This window comes from Pseudocolwellia sp. G5-9 (genome assembly GCF_055808995.1).
In genome coordinates this window covers 1,570,460-1,587,250 of the sequence record NZ_CM147893.1, presented here as the reverse complement: position 1 = coordinate 1,587,250, position 16,791 = coordinate 1,570,460, and the positions used below count along the sequence as shown (strand labels likewise).

At 38.4% G+C, this 16,791-nt stretch carries 12 protein-coding genes; 4 read left to right on the top strand and 8 right to left on the bottom strand.

The features are described 5' to 3' along the window. Nucleotides 1-116 precede the first annotated feature (116 nt). The 4 genes from ppsA to AC0L5Q_RS06885 all read left to right on the top strand — a co-directional run bounded on the left by ppsA (nucleotide 117) and on the right by AC0L5Q_RS06885 (nucleotide 5,523). Nucleotides 117-2,495, top strand: a complete 2,379-nt coding sequence (gene ppsA / locus AC0L5Q_RS06900) for a phosphoenolpyruvate synthase (protein WP_473616296.1) — start codon at nucleotides 117-119, stop codon at nucleotides 2,493-2,495. 270 nt (nucleotides 2,496-2,765) lie between these two features. Continuing rightward, the gene (locus AC0L5Q_RS06895; protein WP_473616293.1) at nucleotides 2,766-3,116 is read left to right on the top strand and encodes a helix-turn-helix transcriptional regulator; all 351 of its coding nucleotides are present in this window, start codon (nucleotides 2,766-2,768) and stop codon (nucleotides 3,114-3,116) included. Beyond that, nucleotides 3,110-4,429 (top strand): type II toxin-antitoxin system HipA family toxin, encoded by a 1,320-nt coding sequence (locus tag AC0L5Q_RS06890; protein ID WP_473616290.1) that lies wholly within the window; start codon nucleotides 3,110-3,112, stop codon nucleotides 4,427-4,429. Before AC0L5Q_RS06895 ends, AC0L5Q_RS06890 begins: the two co-directional genes overlap by 7 nt. A gap of 224 nt (nucleotides 4,430-4,653) precedes the next feature. Then, a complete protein-coding gene (locus tag AC0L5Q_RS06885; protein ID WP_473616286.1) occupies nucleotides 4,654-5,523 on the top strand; it encodes an MYG1 family protein in 870 nt (289 codons plus the stop codon). A gap of 114 nt (nucleotides 5,524-5,637) precedes the next feature. On the opposite strand, the gene AC0L5Q_RS06880 is transcribed toward AC0L5Q_RS06885, so the two are convergent. The 8 genes from AC0L5Q_RS06880 to AC0L5Q_RS06845 form a co-directional block, all read right to left on the bottom strand. Next, nucleotides 5,638-6,960: an aspartate aminotransferase family protein gene (locus AC0L5Q_RS06880; protein ID WP_473616281.1), complete on the bottom strand. Its 1,323-nt coding sequence runs from the start codon at nucleotides 6,958-6,960 to the stop codon at nucleotides 5,638-5,640. A gap of 183 nt (nucleotides 6,961-7,143) precedes the next feature. Beyond that, on the bottom strand, nucleotides 7,144-7,848 hold the full coding sequence (locus tag AC0L5Q_RS06875) for a TorF family putative porin (RefSeq protein WP_473616277.1): 705 nt from the start codon (nucleotides 7,846-7,848) through the stop codon (nucleotides 7,144-7,146). A gap of 18 nt (nucleotides 7,849-7,866) precedes the next feature. After that, nucleotides 7,867-9,084 (bottom strand): BCCT family transporter, encoded by a 1,218-nt coding sequence (locus tag AC0L5Q_RS06870; protein WP_473616273.1) that lies wholly within the window; start codon nucleotides 9,082-9,084, stop codon nucleotides 7,867-7,869. A 245-nt stretch (nucleotides 9,085-9,329) separates the two neighbouring features. Beyond that, on the bottom strand, nucleotides 9,330-11,015 hold the full coding sequence (gene betA, locus AC0L5Q_RS06865) for a choline dehydrogenase (protein ID WP_473616270.1): 1,686 nt from the start codon (nucleotides 11,013-11,015) through the stop codon (nucleotides 9,330-9,332). 61 nt (nucleotides 11,016-11,076) lie between these two features. Next, nucleotides 11,077-12,540 carry a betaine-aldehyde dehydrogenase gene (betB, locus tag AC0L5Q_RS06860; RefSeq protein WP_473616266.1) on the bottom strand — a complete coding sequence of 488 codons (1,464 nt, stop codon included), beginning with the start codon at nucleotides 12,538-12,540 and terminating at the stop codon, nucleotides 11,077-11,079. A gap of 45 nt (nucleotides 12,541-12,585) precedes the next feature. Beyond that, nucleotides 12,586-13,176: a transcriptional regulator BetI gene (gene betI, locus AC0L5Q_RS06855; RefSeq protein ID WP_473616262.1), complete on the bottom strand. Its 591-nt coding sequence runs from the start codon at nucleotides 13,174-13,176 to the stop codon at nucleotides 12,586-12,588. A gap of 528 nt (nucleotides 13,177-13,704) precedes the next feature. Then, nucleotides 13,705-15,090 carry a hypothetical protein gene (locus AC0L5Q_RS06850; RefSeq protein WP_473616258.1) on the bottom strand — a complete coding sequence of 462 codons (1,386 nt, stop codon included), beginning with the start codon at nucleotides 15,088-15,090 and terminating at the stop codon, nucleotides 13,705-13,707. Nucleotides 15,091-15,186: 96 nt separating this feature from the next. Further along, nucleotides 15,187-16,599 carry an RICIN domain-containing protein gene (locus AC0L5Q_RS06845; protein ID WP_473616254.1) on the bottom strand — a complete coding sequence of 471 codons (1,413 nt, stop codon included), beginning with the start codon at nucleotides 16,597-16,599 and terminating at the stop codon, nucleotides 15,187-15,189. Nucleotides 16,600-16,791 lie beyond the last annotated feature (192 nt).

Here is a 16,791-nt window from a genome sequence, read left to right as displayed (position 1 = left end):
CACTTAATCGTTTAAAAATAAAGTTTATACCTAAGAAACTTTTCATATGTTAATGTTTTATTTGAATAAAGTTTTTTAATTATACACTTTTAATTAAATAACTTGAGGATGTTGTCGTGCAAGAATATGTACTTTGGTATGAAGAGCTTGGAATGAATGATGTTGATCGCGTAGGCGGTAAAAATGCATCATTAGGCGAAATGATTTCTAACTTAGCCAATGTTGGCGTACAGGTGCCAGGAGGTTTTGCTACTACCTCGTTTGCATTTAACGAGTTTTTAGAGCAAAGCGGATTAAACGACAAAATTTATCAACTTTTAGATACTCTTGATGTAGATGATTTAAACGCACTAGGCGAATGCGGTACAACTATTCGTCAATGGATTATTGATACGCCATTCTTACCACAAATGCAGACTGACATTGAGCAAGCCTATGCTAAGCTTGCCGGTGAATTTTCAAATGAAGCTTCTTTTGCTGTGCGATCATCTGCAACGGCTGAAGACATGCCTGATGCTTCTTTCGCAGGACAACAAGAAACCTTTTTAAATGTACGTGGACTTGACGCAGTAATGATTGCTATCAAGCATGTATTTGCCTCTTTATTTAACGACCGAGCTATTTCATATCGAGTACACCAAGGTTACGATCACCGTGGTGTGGCGCTTTCAGCGGGTATTCAACGTATGGTGCGCAGTGATATTGCGTCAAGCGGTGTTATGTTTTCTATCGATACTGAATCGGGTTTTGAAGATGTAGTGTTTGTAACTTCAAGCTTAGGTCTTGGTGAAATGGTGGTACAAGGCGCTGTTAACCCAGATGAATTCTATGTACATAAACCTACGTTAGCTAAAGGTAAACCTGCTGTTGTTCGCCGAAATATTGGTAGTAAAGCTATTAAAATGATTTACGCAGACAACCCTGAACATGGCAAGCAAGTTGAAATTGTTGATGTAGACGAAGCGCAATCTAATCGCTTTTCGTTAACCGACGATGAGGTAATGAATTTAGCGAAACAAGCCGTTATTATTGAAAAGCACTATCAACGTCCTATGGATATTGAATGGGCAAAAGATGGCCTCGACGGAAAGCTATATATTGTACAAGCTCGACCTGAAACTGTACGTAGCCGTGAAAGCACTAATGTAATAGAACAATTTCAATTACAAGAAACCGCAAAAGTTATTGCTGAAGGTCGTTCAATTGGCCATAAAATTGGTAGTGGTGAAGCCAAAGTGCTTGCCTCGCTTGATGAAATGGACAAGATCCAGCCGGGCGATGTTTTAGTAACTGACATGACAGATCCTGACTGGGAACCTATCATGAAACGTGCTTCAGCCATTGTTACCAACCGTGGTGGCCGTACGTGCCATGCTGCTATTATTGCCCGTGAAATGGGTATTCCTGCTGTAGTAGGTTGTGGCGATGCAACCAGTAAAATAGCCAATGGCGACAAAGTAACCGTGTCGTGTGCTGAAGGTGATACCGGCTTTATTTATGAAGGACAGCTTGAATACAAGGTTAAAACCTCTGAAGTCGACAAAATGCCTGAGTTACCACTAAAAATAATGATGAACGTGGGTAATCCAGACAGAGCTTTTGCATTTGCTCGTTTACCCCATGCAGGTATAGGTTTAGCGCGTTTAGAGTTTATTATTAACAAAATGATTGGTGTGCATCCTAAAGCACTGATTAACTTTGATGAACAATCGATAGATTTAAAAGAAGAAATTACCGATATTATCGCGGGTTACGATAGCCCTGTAGAATTTTACATTGCTAAACTTACCGAAGGTATTTCTACCTTAGCGGCTGCTTATTCACCTGAAAAAGTGATTGTGCGCATGTCTGACTTTAAGTCGAACGAATACGCAAATTTAGTGGGTGGTGAAGAATACGAGCCAGAAGAAGAAAACCCTATGATTGGCTACCGTGGTGCAGCGCGTTATATTTCTAAAGACTTTAGAGATTGTTTTGCTCTTGAGTGTGAAGCGATAAAACGTGTACGTAACGATATGGATTTAACCAATGTAGAAATAATGATCCCATTTGTTCGCACATTAGAAGAAGCAACACAGGTAATTGATATATTAGCTGAACATGGCTTAAAACGTGGCGAGAATGGCTTACGCGTTATTATGATGTGTGAACTGCCTTCAAACGCTTTATTGGCTGATCAGTTTTTAGATCACTTTGATGGGTTTTCAATTGGCTCTAACGATTTAACTCAGTTAACGCTTGGTTTAGATAGAGACTCAGGCTTAATTGCGCATTTGTTTGATGAGCGCAACCCTGCAATAAAAGCCTTATTGTCTATGGCGATTAAAGCCTGTAAAGCACGAGGTAAATATGTGGGTATTTGTGGCCAAGGCCCAAGCGACCACGAAGACTTTGCCGCTTGGCTGGTAGAGCAAGGTATCGATAGCGTATCACTAAACCCAGATACCGTTATACCAACTTGGTTATACCTAGCTGAGCAGCATGGTAAAGCTTAATTGTTAAGTAAAACCAACATGTTATAAACACAAAGGTGAGCAACTAGCTCACCTTTTTGTTATTAGGGTAACTAACAAGTAAATAAATATATTTGTTGCTGTGTAAGTTAAAAGTCCTTTAAGGGGTTTTTATCTATTTTTATTGATTTAATTATCCTTAAAAGGTTTTTTGTGGTTAATGGTTGTATTTTGTTCTTTATCTTGTAATAATCCTTGTAGGGATTATTACTGCGTATATTTACTATAATACTTCTTTTAAGGGTTATTGTTATGTTTGATGAACTTACACCTCATGCCATTGCAAATGAAATGGGCGATAGAATTAAAATGGCTCGACTTAATGCTAATCTTACTCAAAAAGAATTAGCTAAAAAATCGGGAGTCTCTCTTAAAGCTGTAATTAATAGTGAAAAAGGGAAATCAACGCTTGAATCACTAATCGCTATTCTAATTGGGCTTGAAATAACAGAGCAATTAAATTTTTTTATACCAAAACAAGAAATATCTCCAATTCAACTTATCGAAATGATGGGAAAGGAACGAAAGAGAGCTACAGGTTCCACTCTAAGTAATAAGCAAAGTCATAATAATAAGCCAAGTAAGGACACTCTAAAATGGTAACTGAAGTCATAAAGGTTAATTATAAAGAGTACGACGTTGGTGCTGTTAGTTATAATGCAGATACTCAAATAGGAGCATTTGAATACTTTCCTAGTTTCATTAAAACAGGTATTGAATTATCTCCCATTAAAATGCCTTTAGCTAAAAAGATTTACTCATTTCCTCAAATAGATCATGCCACTTTCAAAGGTTTACCCGGACTTATAGCCGATTCGTTACCTGATGATTTTGGTAATGCTGTTATGAATGCATGGATAGCCAGCCAAGGTAAATCAACAAGTGATATAACACCTTTACAGCGCTTACAGTATACAGGTATGCGCGGTATGGGAGCTTTAACTTTTTCGCCCGCGATAAAAAGAAAAAATCTTAATGCTTCTCAGCCAATACATATTGAATCGCTTATTTCTATAGCTCAAGAGGTGTTAGATAAACGCGCGCAATTTAGCGTTAATTTGACAAGTAACGGACAAGAAAATAAAGAAGCAATGATGTCTCTTATGTCTGTGGGTATGAGCGCTGGTGGAGCAAGACCTAAAGCTGTGCTTGCCTTTAATAAAGATTTTACTCAAGTAAGATCAGGTCAAACAGATGCACCTGATAGCTTTACTCACTACCTCATGAAATTTGATGGTGTTAGCGAGCACAACAAAAATCAGGAAACCTTTGGTGATCCTATGGGATATGGGGCTATGGAATATACTTATCACTTATTAGCTAAAGAGTGCGGTATAGACATGATGCCGTGTCATCTCCTTAATGAAGGAAAACGCAGGCACTTTATCACCGAACGATTTGATCGCAGCGGTAATGACAAAATACATGTTCAAACGCTTAATGGGCTTGAACATGTTAGTTATAAAAAAATAGGTTCGTATTCTTATGCGGAATTATTTGGCACAGCAAGAAAGCTTAGTCTTAATCCAGACGATGCTATGCAGCTATTTAAACGTATGGTGTTTAATGTCGTTGCTCGAAACCATGATGATCACGCTAAAAACTTTGGTTTTACATTAGATAAAAATAATAAGTGGCAATTAGCTCCCGCTTACGATCTAGCCTATAGTTATAAACCTGATAGCCATTGGGTAAGTAAACACTGGATGACACTTAACGGAAAGCAAGATAATTTCACAAGAGATGATTTTTATAGCTTTGAAAAACTTAGCCCTATTTTTAGTAAACGAAAGATAGATGATGTTTTAAATCAAACGATTGAAGCAGTATCACATTGGGACAAACTCGCCAAAGAACAAGAAGTGCCAAAATCACTTATTCAAGAGGTCAGTAAAAATTTAAGACTTTTCTTGTAGTTATCGTTTTTTATTCATGATGTTGAGATAAATATTGAGTATCTTTAGGTATTGTTTAGGTACGATATTTAAAAACTAACTGTTGTTATTAGGCGTCTTCGTATAGAATTCGCCGTGTAATTTTACTGACAAGTATTACTGGTTACTTATTTTTAAACGTAACATTTAACTCGCGATATCTTCTTATCCCTTTCTCAAAATCACTATTTAAATTAAGAATACAAATGACTGATAAAACAATAGCAACTCACGATGGTAATTTTCATGCAGACGATGTGTTTAGTGTTGCTGCACTTAAGTGCATTATTCCTTCTTTTAAGTTGATACGTACGCGTGATTTAGAGATTATCGGCAAGGCTGATATTGTGATTGATGTAGGTGGCGAATATAACGCAGACGCAGGGCGTTTTGATCATCATCAACGTGGTGGTGCTGGCGCACGTGAAAATGGTATTCCTTATTCTTCGTTTGGTTTAATTTGGCAAAAATATGGTTTAGAAATATGCCAAAACAATCAAGAAGTCGCTGATGCGGTTGATGCGGGCTTAGTGTCAACGATTGACGCTATTGACTGTGGTTATGCTGAAGGTGTTGCTCAAGGTATTAGCCTTAGCCAAACCATTTCAATGTTTAACCCTACATGGCAAGAAGACAGTCATTTTGATACTTGCTTTGATGAAGCCGTTGAGTTTGCTGCGCGTATTTTAACGCGATTTATAGCGTCAGCTAGTGGTGGAATTAGCGCAAAAGATATTGTGGCGAAAGCCATTGATAATGCAAAAGATCCACGAGTTATCGTGCTAGACAAATACACACCATGGAAAAGAACCGTACATGCGCTATCTACTGAAGCGTTATATATGGTTTATCCATCTCAATCGGGTCAATGGCGCATTCAAACCGTACCTGTAGAACCTGGATCATTTGAAGATAGAAAATCGCTACCTGCACCATGGGCTGGTTTGTCGGGTGATAAGTTGAAAGAAGTTACGGGACTTAACGACGCTATGTTCTGTCATAACGGTTTATTTATTGCCGGCGCTGAATCGTTTGAAAGTACCATGAAAATGGCTTCTATTGCACTTGAAGCATAATAAACAGTAAGCTTCGAATGTAAGAATAGAGCTGTATTTAATCAATTTGAATGATAAAGATTGTGCTAAATACAGCTGATTGTTTACTGTTTTACGCGTTAATTTTTTAACTGCTTATGCGTTAATTGCCGCAGCCATCGATTTTTCAGCCACTTGTTCTAACCATTCAAAATCTAACGTTTGATGCGCTTCACAAATAAACCAAGGTTCGCGCGAATCGGGTTCTAGCATTACGCCATTGTCGATTAAATTCATGGCAAATTGCGTATATAAATCGCTGTTGGTTTTTTTCCAGTCACGATAATTTTGTGGAACGTTAGCGCCAAAATGCACACCAAACATAGCATTAGGTCCTGCGAAGCAATGTTCAACATCAAACTTAGTAAATACACGAGAAAGCAAGGCTTGAATTTTTTCGCCAACATGGTCGATAGTTGCTAGCGCATCGGTTTCTTTTAGTAAGGTTAACGTTGCTTTTGCTGCACTTAACGCCACCATGTTTGCAGTATAAGTACCGCCATGTGTTACGCCATTTTTATCAAACGAAATTGCACTCATTACATCTGCACGGCCACCAAAAGCTGCAACAGGGTAACCATTACCCATAGCTTTTGCGTAAGTGGTTATATCGGCATGTATGTTATATAAAGCTTGTACGCCACCTTTAGCTACGCGAAAGCCCGTTTTAACTTCGTCCATAATTAATAACGAGCCATTGTTGTCGCAAATATCACGTAGCTTTTGCATGTATTCTTGTGTAGAAGCAATAGAGCCACAGTTACCCATAATTGGTTCGATTAAAATAGCTGCAATATCGTTACCATATTCTGCAAATACCGCGTCAATCGCATCAAAGTCGTTTAACGGTACGCTAACTTGATGTTCGCGTGTACTTTGTGGAATACCTGCGCCAAAAGGAATGATTTCGGGCGATTTGTTATCGCTTACTTCCCAGTTATCAACGTCTGATTTCCACATCACTTCGTCATGCAAACCATGAAATCCACCTTCAACTACAACAATTTTATTACGTTGAGTAAAACCACGCGCTGTACGTACCGCGCCAATTACCGCTTCAGTACCTGAGTTAGCAAAGCGCATTTGGTCAATGTTAGGGCAGAGCGACTTAACCAATTCAACAACGTCAGAATCAAGACCCGTAGAAAAACCAGAAATAGTACCAATGTTAGTAATGGCATTTATCACTTCGTTATCCACACGTTCATCGCGATAACCTAATATAATAGGGCCGTAAGCTAACCGAAAATCAACAAAAGTTTGCTCGTCGCAATCGGTAATCGTGCAGCCTTTCATGCTACTTAAAAATACGGTGTTGTCTTCGCCCCAATATCTGTAACTATCAGCAACGCCTAAAGGCATATTTTGGTGAGCTCTTTTAAGCATAGCGGCACTATTGGGTTTGTGTGTTTTGGTCATAACAGGGTCCAATCTAAAGGATGGGTGTCAACAAAGGTTGTCGAAATTTATGGCGCAGATAATACAGGGATAGTAAGACAGCAGGAAGTGTTAAAGGTTATTTATCAATAAAAAAGCTCTTACACGCGACATGTAAGAGCTTTAAAAGATGAGTCATGTCATCATAAAACTAGATTCAGATTTTTATAAACCAAAAGTACGAGATACAGAAAACACAACGCGCGTATCTGCGGTATCTATGTTCATATTGGTGTCTTCAAGCGCGAGGTTAAAATCAAAACCTTTATAGCTGCTCATGTATTCAAGACGAACGTGGTTGTAAGCTTCTTTACCATTCCATGCCCATTTGTTTTCATCACGTGAGGTAGAACGATCGAAACTCGCTCTAACGTTATGTCCTGGTGCAATTTCAAAGGTATGAGCAACCATAGCAATGTAGTGACCAACATCAAGACCAAAATAGTCCCAGCTGTACCAGAAGTTGAGTTCGGTATCGCCCACCGATGAGTTATAACCAAATTTGGCATAAGCCTCAGGGTAATTTAGCTCATCTGCTCCTGAATAACCGTGGTAAGTGTAGTAAGCAATACCTGCATTAAGTCCTACTTTTTCGTTTAACTGAAAGTATTGTCCGGCGTAAATATCCCATTCGAGTTGAGTGTTATCTCCGCTACCAAAGTCTACGTTGGTTGCCCATGTTCCGGTGTAAAAACCATTGTCGTTTGAGTAATCTAAACTGGCTTGTAATGCTGGGCCATTGTCGCTGTTACTTACACCGTTAAAAGTGTAGTCAGACGTTAAGTTAACGGTTGAAGAAACGTCAGCTAAGGCGTTGGTAGATAGCGCTAGTAAACAACTTATTGCTAGTGTGATAATGCTTTTTTTCATTAATTTAATTCTCATTTATTAAGTCACGTGTTCTATTTTGGTGAAATCGATTTTGTTTTCTTTCGGCGAGCTTTCTATTGCTGCTACTTCTTTGAATTTGGCGAATAAAATATAGCCAAAACAGGTGAAGAATAATCCGATCACTACAGCACCAACCCATTGAATTTGTAAAAAATCGAGTTTAAATAATAAAGTGAGTAAGCTAAGTGCAACGAGGTTGCCTATTAAGTATTTCACTTTACCTATACGAGCAACGCCAATATTCAAATTGTCGGTATATAAACGCACTAATGAATCGAGTGAGTTGATCACAAAGGTAATACCCACAACAACCATGGCAATGTTATAGAAACCGGCTGTTTCTATGCCGTTTAAGTTGTAGTAGTACAATACGGTAAACCATATAGCAATTGGGATAGACGGAAATACCATCATAGCCACAAGTACTTGGTAGGTACGTAAACCACCCACAAAACGAGCCGTAAATTGGCCGATCATAATACTCCATGCAAACCACCAATAAAGGTAAAACTCGTGGTAGTCGTTCATAGGTAAAACAAATTCGTGAATGTTACCAAAGTAACCGCCGAGCATGGCAAAGGTGTTCGCAAACTCGCCGATGCTTGAGTTTTCACCAAGAAAAGCGCCGCTCCACATTAATGCGATTAAGCCAAGAAAAAGCCAAGTAGTGGCTAAACTTAAAATACGCACGTAGCGTATGTTGGTACTTGAATAAACAGCAAAGGCTATAACTAAGAAAACAATGGCATAAAAGCTAGCAATAATAGATTCGCCATCGCCAAGTTCTGGCATGTACCAAGGTAGGTTGATCAGTAATAAATTGGCGGTAAAGGCACAAGTACCTATGATGACAATGTTGTTAATAATTTTAACCAAAGGGAGTTCAAAAAAGCGTACGCGGGGTTCAAGTACACAAAAGTAAAAACAGGTTAAAAAGTAAAAAGCCCAAATAAGAAAGGCCCAAAAACCAAATTCTACCGCTAACGGATTGGTGAATCCGTATTCAGGGCTGGTGGCTAAATCGGCATAGCCAGCAAACTCTGTGAGCGGGAACATAATAAGTCCCACATCAAGTCCTGAAGTAAACAAAATAGCAATAAAGGTGAAGGTTCTAACTGGGGTTACGCCAACACAGCGAATATTTCCCCAGCGATATAGTACAAATATGATAGCGGCAAAGGTGAATAATATGCCTGCAGATAGCCAAGGTGTCATGATAGCTCCTTGGTGGTTATTTCAATAAATTTAGAGATGATTTACTCCTGTTTCTGTTTATAGTTTGAGTATTTAGAATCGCCTAATAATAGTTGTTACTATAGGCTTCAAAGCTTAATTTCCGCGGTCTTATAAAATATAAGATGACGAAAATTAAGAGATGAAAGATACTCGCGTTTATACCCGTAACCATTCAAGATGTGTAAACCTGTATCTTGAATGGTTACGGGGATATATTATAAAATTTAGCTGATTGTTCTTTTAGGTACTGCTGAACGTTGTTGTTCTTGCCAATTAGGATCTATCGTTACAGCCGCTGTTGAAGGTGCAAGCAGATCTTTACCACGAATAATGTCGGCTGCGCGCTCAGCAACCATAATAGTAGGCGCATTTAAATTACCATTAGGAATGGTTGGGAAGATAGACGAGTCAACAACGCGTAGACCTTCAATGCCATGAACTCGTGTTTGTGGATCAACTACTGACATTTCGTCTGTACCCATTTTGCACGAGCAAGAAGGGTGGTAAGCACTTTCAACAGATTGACGCACAAAGGTGTCTATTTCATCATCTGTTTGAATATGTGTACCCGGTTGAATTTCTTCGCCGCGGTATTCATCAAGCGCTTGTTGATTAATAATTTCGCGCGTTAGGCGAACACAAGCACGAAACCCTTCACGATCTTCTTCGTGTTCAAGGTAGTTAAATAAAATTTCTGGATGCGCGGTAGGATCGGCTGAAATAGCCTTAATATACCCACGACTTTTAGGTTTGTTATGGCCAATATGTACTTGAAAACCATGACCTGCAAAGGCTTCTTTACCGTCGTAGCGCATTGCTGCTGGTAAAAAGTGATATTGTAAATCAGGCCATTCAACACTCGCTTTAGAGCGAATAAAACCACAAGACTCAAAATGATTAGTGGCACCTAAACCTTTTTTAGTTAAAATCCAGCGCACACCTATTTTTAACTTACTGAACCAATCTAGTTTGCCATTAAGGGTAATAGGGCGTTTACATTTAAATTGAAAATAAAACTCTAGGTGATCTTGTAGGTTTTGGCCAACACCGGGTAGATCGTGTTTTACTTCAATATTTGCCGCTTCAAGTACCGCTTTAGGGCCTATGCCTGAAAGTTGTAATAAATGTGGAGAACCAATTGGGCCTGCAGATAAAACAACTTCTTTATTGGCTTTTACGTCAACTACTTTGCCTTTGCGTTCGTATCTAACGCCAACGGCTTTTTTGCCTTCAAGCAGTACTTTATGTACCAATGCATGAGTAACAACGGTTAAGTTGCTGCGCGACATAGCAGGGCGCAAATATGCGTTAGCTGTTGAGCTACGAACACCGTTTTTAACGGTCATGTGCATTGGGCCAAAGCCTTCTTGCTGTTCGGCGTTGTAGTCTTTAGTTTCAAAATAACCCGCTTCAACACCTGCATTAACAAAGGCTTTGTAAAGTGGGTTTTTCATTTTGTTGCCGTTGTTTACACCAAGAGGTCCTGCTTTTCCACGATACTCGTTTGTTCTAAAAGCCCAATCTTCAGACTTTTTAAAATAAGGTAAGCAGTGAGCATAATCCCACTCTTGTGCGCCATGTTGTTGCCATTCATCAAAATCTTTAGCGTGTCCACGCACATAAACCATGCCGTTGATTGAAGAAGAACCACCTAATACTTTACCGCGAGGACAATGCATACGACGGTTATCTAAAAATGGCTCAGGTTGTGTTTCAAATTGCCAAGCATATTTTTTTGTGTTCATTGGAATAGATAAGGCTGTTGGCATTTGAATAAAAATACTTTTATCGCTACCGCCTGTTTCAATAAGCAATACATTGTTAGTACTGTCTTCACTTAAACGATTTGCTAATACGCAACCCGCAGAACCAGCACCTACAATAATGTAATCAAAATTTTCGCTATTCATTTAAAACCCGTTTTAATAATGTGAAGAAGTAGAGATTGAAATTTTATTAGCTATTTAGCTGCTAAAAAGGGCTATCAAGTTTTTGCATGCCTACATATACCGCTTTAATTTGGGTAAAGTAGTTCAGTGTAGAAAGGCCATTTTCTCGACCAATACCTGATTGCTTGTAACCGCCAACAGGCATTTGTGCTGGCGATGCGCCATAGCTATTGATCCAACAAATCCCTGCTTCTATTTGATGAACAACACGATGAGCGCGCGTAATATCTTGGGTAAATACACCTGCGGCTAAACCAAATTCTGTGTTATTAGCTCGGCGGATCACTTCGTCTTCATCATGAAAGGTGAGTACGCTCATAACTGGCCCGAAAATTTCTTCGCGGCAAATGGTCATGTCGTCAGTACAATCACCAAAAATAGTGGGAGCAGTAAAGTAGCCATTAGGCGCGTTTTCTGGTTGAAGTGCTTTACCGCCGTGCAGTAATGTAGCGCCTTCTTTAATGCCAATATCTATATAGCTTTGTACGAGTTTTTGATGTTTTTCAGAAATAAGTGCGCCAAAGTTGGTGTTAGGATCCATAGGATCACCAATTACAATATTTTTGCTGGTGCGTTCAATCAATTTTTCAATAAAGGTAGGGTATAAAGACTTTTGTACAAATACGCGAGTACCGTTTGTACACACTTCGCCTTGAGTATAAAAGTTGCCTAACATAGCAGCAGAAACGGCATTGTCGATATCGGCATCATCAAAAATAATTAAGGGTGATTTACCACCAAGCTCCATAGTGACATCTTTAAGTGTGCTCGCCGAGGCTGTCATCACTTTTTTACCTGTGCCTACTTCGCCGGTAAAAGAAACTTTAGCTATTTCAGGATGATGAGTTAACCATGCACCCACTTCACCAGCACCTTGAACCACGTTAAATACGCCGTTAGGAACACCGGCTTCAGTGAATATTTCCGCTAGCTTTAATGCGCCAAGTGGTGTTTCTTCTGATGGTTTAAAAATCATAGCATTACCGCAAGCTAATGCAGGTGCGGCTTTCCAACAGGCGATTTGAAGAGGGTAGTTCCAAGCGCCAATGCCAGCACAAATACCTAATGGTTCACGACGTGTGTAGTAAAAGTCGCCATCTACTGATTGTTGATTACCTTCAACGCCAGGGGCTAATCCAGCAAAAAATTCGATAGAGTCAGCACCTGATAACACATCAACTACGGAGGCTTCTTGCCATGGTTTACCTGTATCAAGTACTTCAATTTGGGCTAACTCGTTATTACGTTCACGCAATAAGGCAACGGCTTTTAATAAAATACGGCTACGTTCCATAGCGCTCATAGCAGACCAAGTAGCAAAGCCGCGCTTAGCACTTGCTATCGCTTTTTCTTTCACTTGTTCGTCGGCAATTTCAACTTGATAAATAACTTTTCCCGTTGCAGGGTTGATCACATCAAAGGTTTCACCATGAGTATTTTCAATATAAGTACCATCGACATAATTTTTGTGGCGTATTAATGACAAGTAATATCTCCGCTTTCGTTAATGTATTTGTTTATTTGAATAGGGTTATTTTGCTAAGTTAAGTTGAGCATCTATAAAGCTTTTACATAACTGCTCAGCTTGTTTAAATTCTTCATCTGGATTTGGGCTTAAAGCACAACGTAGCCAAAATCCATCAATCATAGCGGCCGTTTGTTTAGCTGTGTTTTTTGCGGCCTTTTCGTCTAATATTTGACGAAATGAAAAAAGCAGGTTGCTGTATAAACGCTTACTATTAATATGTTGTAGTCTTTTCAACTTAGGGTCGTGCATTGACTCTGTCCAAAAGCTAAGCCAAGTTTTTATTGCCGGGGTTGATTGTTGAAACTGCGTAAAGTTGGCTTCTATAATTATTTTTAAACGTTCATCTGCTGTAAGGCTTTTAACTGAAATACGCACAAGTAAAGATAATCTCAGTTGCTCTAAAAGGTGCATAACCGTAGCTTCTATCAAACCTTGTTTACCACCAAAGTAATGACTAATAATGCCTGATGATAAACCTGCAATGCGGCTAATAGTAATAATGGTTGTACTTTGTAAACCGTATTCTCCTATCGATTCTAATGTGGCATCGATAAGTTGTTGTTTGCGTATGGGCTTCATTCCAACTTTGGGCATATGCTTGGTGTCTTTTTTATTGAACGCTCAATTAATAACTATACTAATGGTTTTTGTAGTAATAATCAAATGAGGTTTTTAAGGTGTAGATTAACAAAAAACCTTATTTATTAGGCTTTTTATTGTTTTTTATGCAGGAGATAACGGTTATTTAGTCGTGTTAGTTACTGAATAGGTTTGTTATTTTTAATCAAAGGTTAGAGTTCTAATTATATTTTTAGGGTTTTAGCGTGTGTTTTGACGTATGTAAAAATTTTTTATGTTTAAAATGACTGTTTTTATAAGGGAATTGCCACGTGATTAACTTTAGACAGGTTTCTGTATGGATGTAGACCTTAGATTTTGTTTGGAACGTAAAATCTGTGCCTAAATTGTTTTTAGTTCCAACTGAAACCTGCATCTTGAATGGTTATGGGTATATTAGCCATTTCTACTACGTTATCGCACTTTAGAGTAGAATAACGACGAAACATATGATTTACCTTGTAATAAACCGCTGTAAAAATAATCAGAAAAGATCAACAGGCTCTAATATTGAAACTCGGCAAGTATTTCATTTTTTTGCGCTACAGTGAGCACATCACTTGATTCTATTGCCGAGCGAGCTTGATTAGGATCGTAGTTTGCCCAAGATTTTGCTGCTTCTATTAGGTAGAGTTTTCGAGTGTTTATTGAAATAATATTTTCAGCGTATCTAAAAGCAAGTTCAGGATCTGTACGAATATTGGCTTCTATAACAGGTATACTTGCGGCTTCTCTTTCTGCTCCCATAGGTAAACTTTGATACCAATTTTCGTAATCGCTATTATTTCCTTGATAAATTAATGCTGAAGCTATTTCTTGTATTACCATATTTTTATTATTGTCTGAAAATTCTTCGAGTCGATTAATAAGCAAATCGGTATCATTTTGAGCAATATTTATTATGGTTGAACTTAGCAATGTGGCATCAGCTTGCAGGTCGTCTCGAGCAAGTAAATAATTTAAAGCTGTTTCAGAGTAACCATTTGTTACCCACTGATTCATGACTGTTGAAATGGCATTTTTTTGTTCTTCTATAGGTAAAGTTTCAGCCCATTTTATTGCTTCATCAATATTTTGTTTGGCCAATGTATCGGCTACTGCTGAAATAAGCTGCCTTTTATTATCTCCAGTACGCATGTGTGTTATGTCGATTGCAGCATCTTGTGGATTTTGTTTAATATAGTGATTCATTGCTATGTTTTGAAGATCTACGGTAAGTGCATTTTTTTCTCTTGAGTCTAACCAAGTAAGAACGGCTTCAGCATTTTGTGTTGCCCAAGAATCAATTATGGCCATTAAAATATTACCTTGCGCTTTTTCTGGGTAAGCGTTTTGCATTTTATCTAATGCCAGTAGAGGATCCTCTGTAGCAAAAGCGGTAAAATAACTTTGCTCTAAATAGGTGTACTGCGGGTGATTTTTATTTGCTAAAAGCCATTCTAGTATTATAGGCTCTTGATTTTTTCCGCTAATCGACATAACTAAATCTGCTAGGATGAAATGATTTTGGTGAGATAAAGCAAATTCTAACGCGGCAATAGGATCTTCTATTGCCCAAGAAGCAATAGTAATATTGAGCATAGAGTTATTCAATATATTAGGTTTTTTTTCAGCTAATTCACGGGCTTTGTTATTAAATTTTTCGCTACTTTGCTGATCTTGAATTGTATTCGTTTGTTCAATTGACTCTAGGTTTGTATTGGTTTGTTGTTGGGAGTTACTGAATGAAAGTGAGTGTTGATTATGTGAGCTTGAATCAAGTCTAGTTGCTTTGTTCTCATTTAATAAATATTTATGTGTGAAAATACCTAAGATGAAGGCAAGTAACAATATAACTGTGTGGAGAATATTTTTGACGTTGAAAATCCGTGTCTTAATGATAGTCATCATTTCCCTTTTTAATGTAGGATGAATAAAAAGATATTATTTAAAAAGGAATACATTAGGTATTCCTTTTTAATACTTACTCATTAGATGTTTATAGAGCTATAGGTAGGCATCAAAGAAGCCTGTAATACCACCTGTTTGTGCTTCAAATCCGAAGATCCACATAGGTTCAACAGTGTCTGAAAAGTCCATACCTCCACTTTTAATTTTTTCGTTATCCCAATTAATACCCATCCAGCGCAGTGCCGCTGCTCTGGCTTCTGTCCATACTGGGCCAACCTGTGTATCGCTTGTTGCTCGTGTCCACTCTCCTCCGTCAGTACTTGCTAAACCAGGTGTACCATTACCTTGGGAGTTTCCATCTGCAATTTTATTGTAATCAGTATTATTTTTGGTATAAGTTAAATCGGCTGGAGTCGTTTGATCTTCATTCCAATCACTATGCTGAACTACATGAATGCGGTTGTTGGTATTAATACTAGGCATTTCTGATTTTACTTTACGTACAACATCCGCAGTAAAGTCAGATTGTCCAGCTTCGGCAACCCAAATATCGCCACCTGCATTTAACGTAGTAGCAACTTTATTATAAGCTTGATCTACGGCATTGTTGTAGTTGTTGTGGGCGCTTGCCCATCGATCACCAAAAGCTAAATTAAACAAATTGTTTTCTTCTAAAAAGGTGCCACCTTGGATCCCGTATGCCCCAGCGGTACAATGAATTTGTACTCCTGAAAAACGTGCATCACTTAGCATTGTAGCTAAACCAGCAACAGAATGTAGATCATCTTCATCTGGTTTACCATCGTAGTTACAGAGCAATAAGTCTTTACTCTTATCAAAGCGCCCAAGTATGTCGCTGCTTCCATCTGAGTTCACATCGCTAAATGTCCAATGTTGATTTTGATTGGTATTGTTACTTGACCACAAATAGAGATTTTGGCCGTTGGCTCCACCGTTACCCCCATCAATTGAATATCCTGACGCATTACGTTTTTCTAGTCGATAATTATTAGCAGAGATATTTACTTTGTTCCAGTGTTGACTTTGATTAGTATCGGAGCAGGTCCATAGTCTAACGTTTTGTCCATTACTACCGCCATCGCCTCCATCTAAACAGTAATTTGTGTCTTGTTTTTGATAGCTGAAAAAGCCGTTACCGCGATCGATTTCTACCCAAGCTTGGTTTACGTTTGCAGTATTAGCTGACCATATGTAAACATTTTGATTATTGGCACCGCCATTACCTCCATCTATGGCAAAGCTTGAGGCATTACGCTTACGTAAAAATACACTCCCTTCACTTAAGGGAGGAGGGCTAACTATTGAATCACAACTTGCTGTTCCACACATACAAATGCTATTACTACTTGCACTATCTCGGCAATCTGTAGCTTGATTACCATAGGTAGTGACGCATTGGTTTGTTGTGTTACATTGGTCTTGAGCAAATGAATATGAAGTTAATGTAGAAGATCCAAGTATCATTATAAGTGTTAGAGATTTTTCCATTTTTTCTACGCCTTATTTGAATATTTGTGGTTGATTATGTGCTATTTGCCTTGATGCTATTTCTTGCATAACAAATTGGCACATTTTGAATTGCGATACTGCTGTTAAGGTAGTTATTCCGAAACGGATTAAGAATATGTATTAATATTGAAATATTCCAATATATATTGGTTTTTATATCGTTATTTTGAT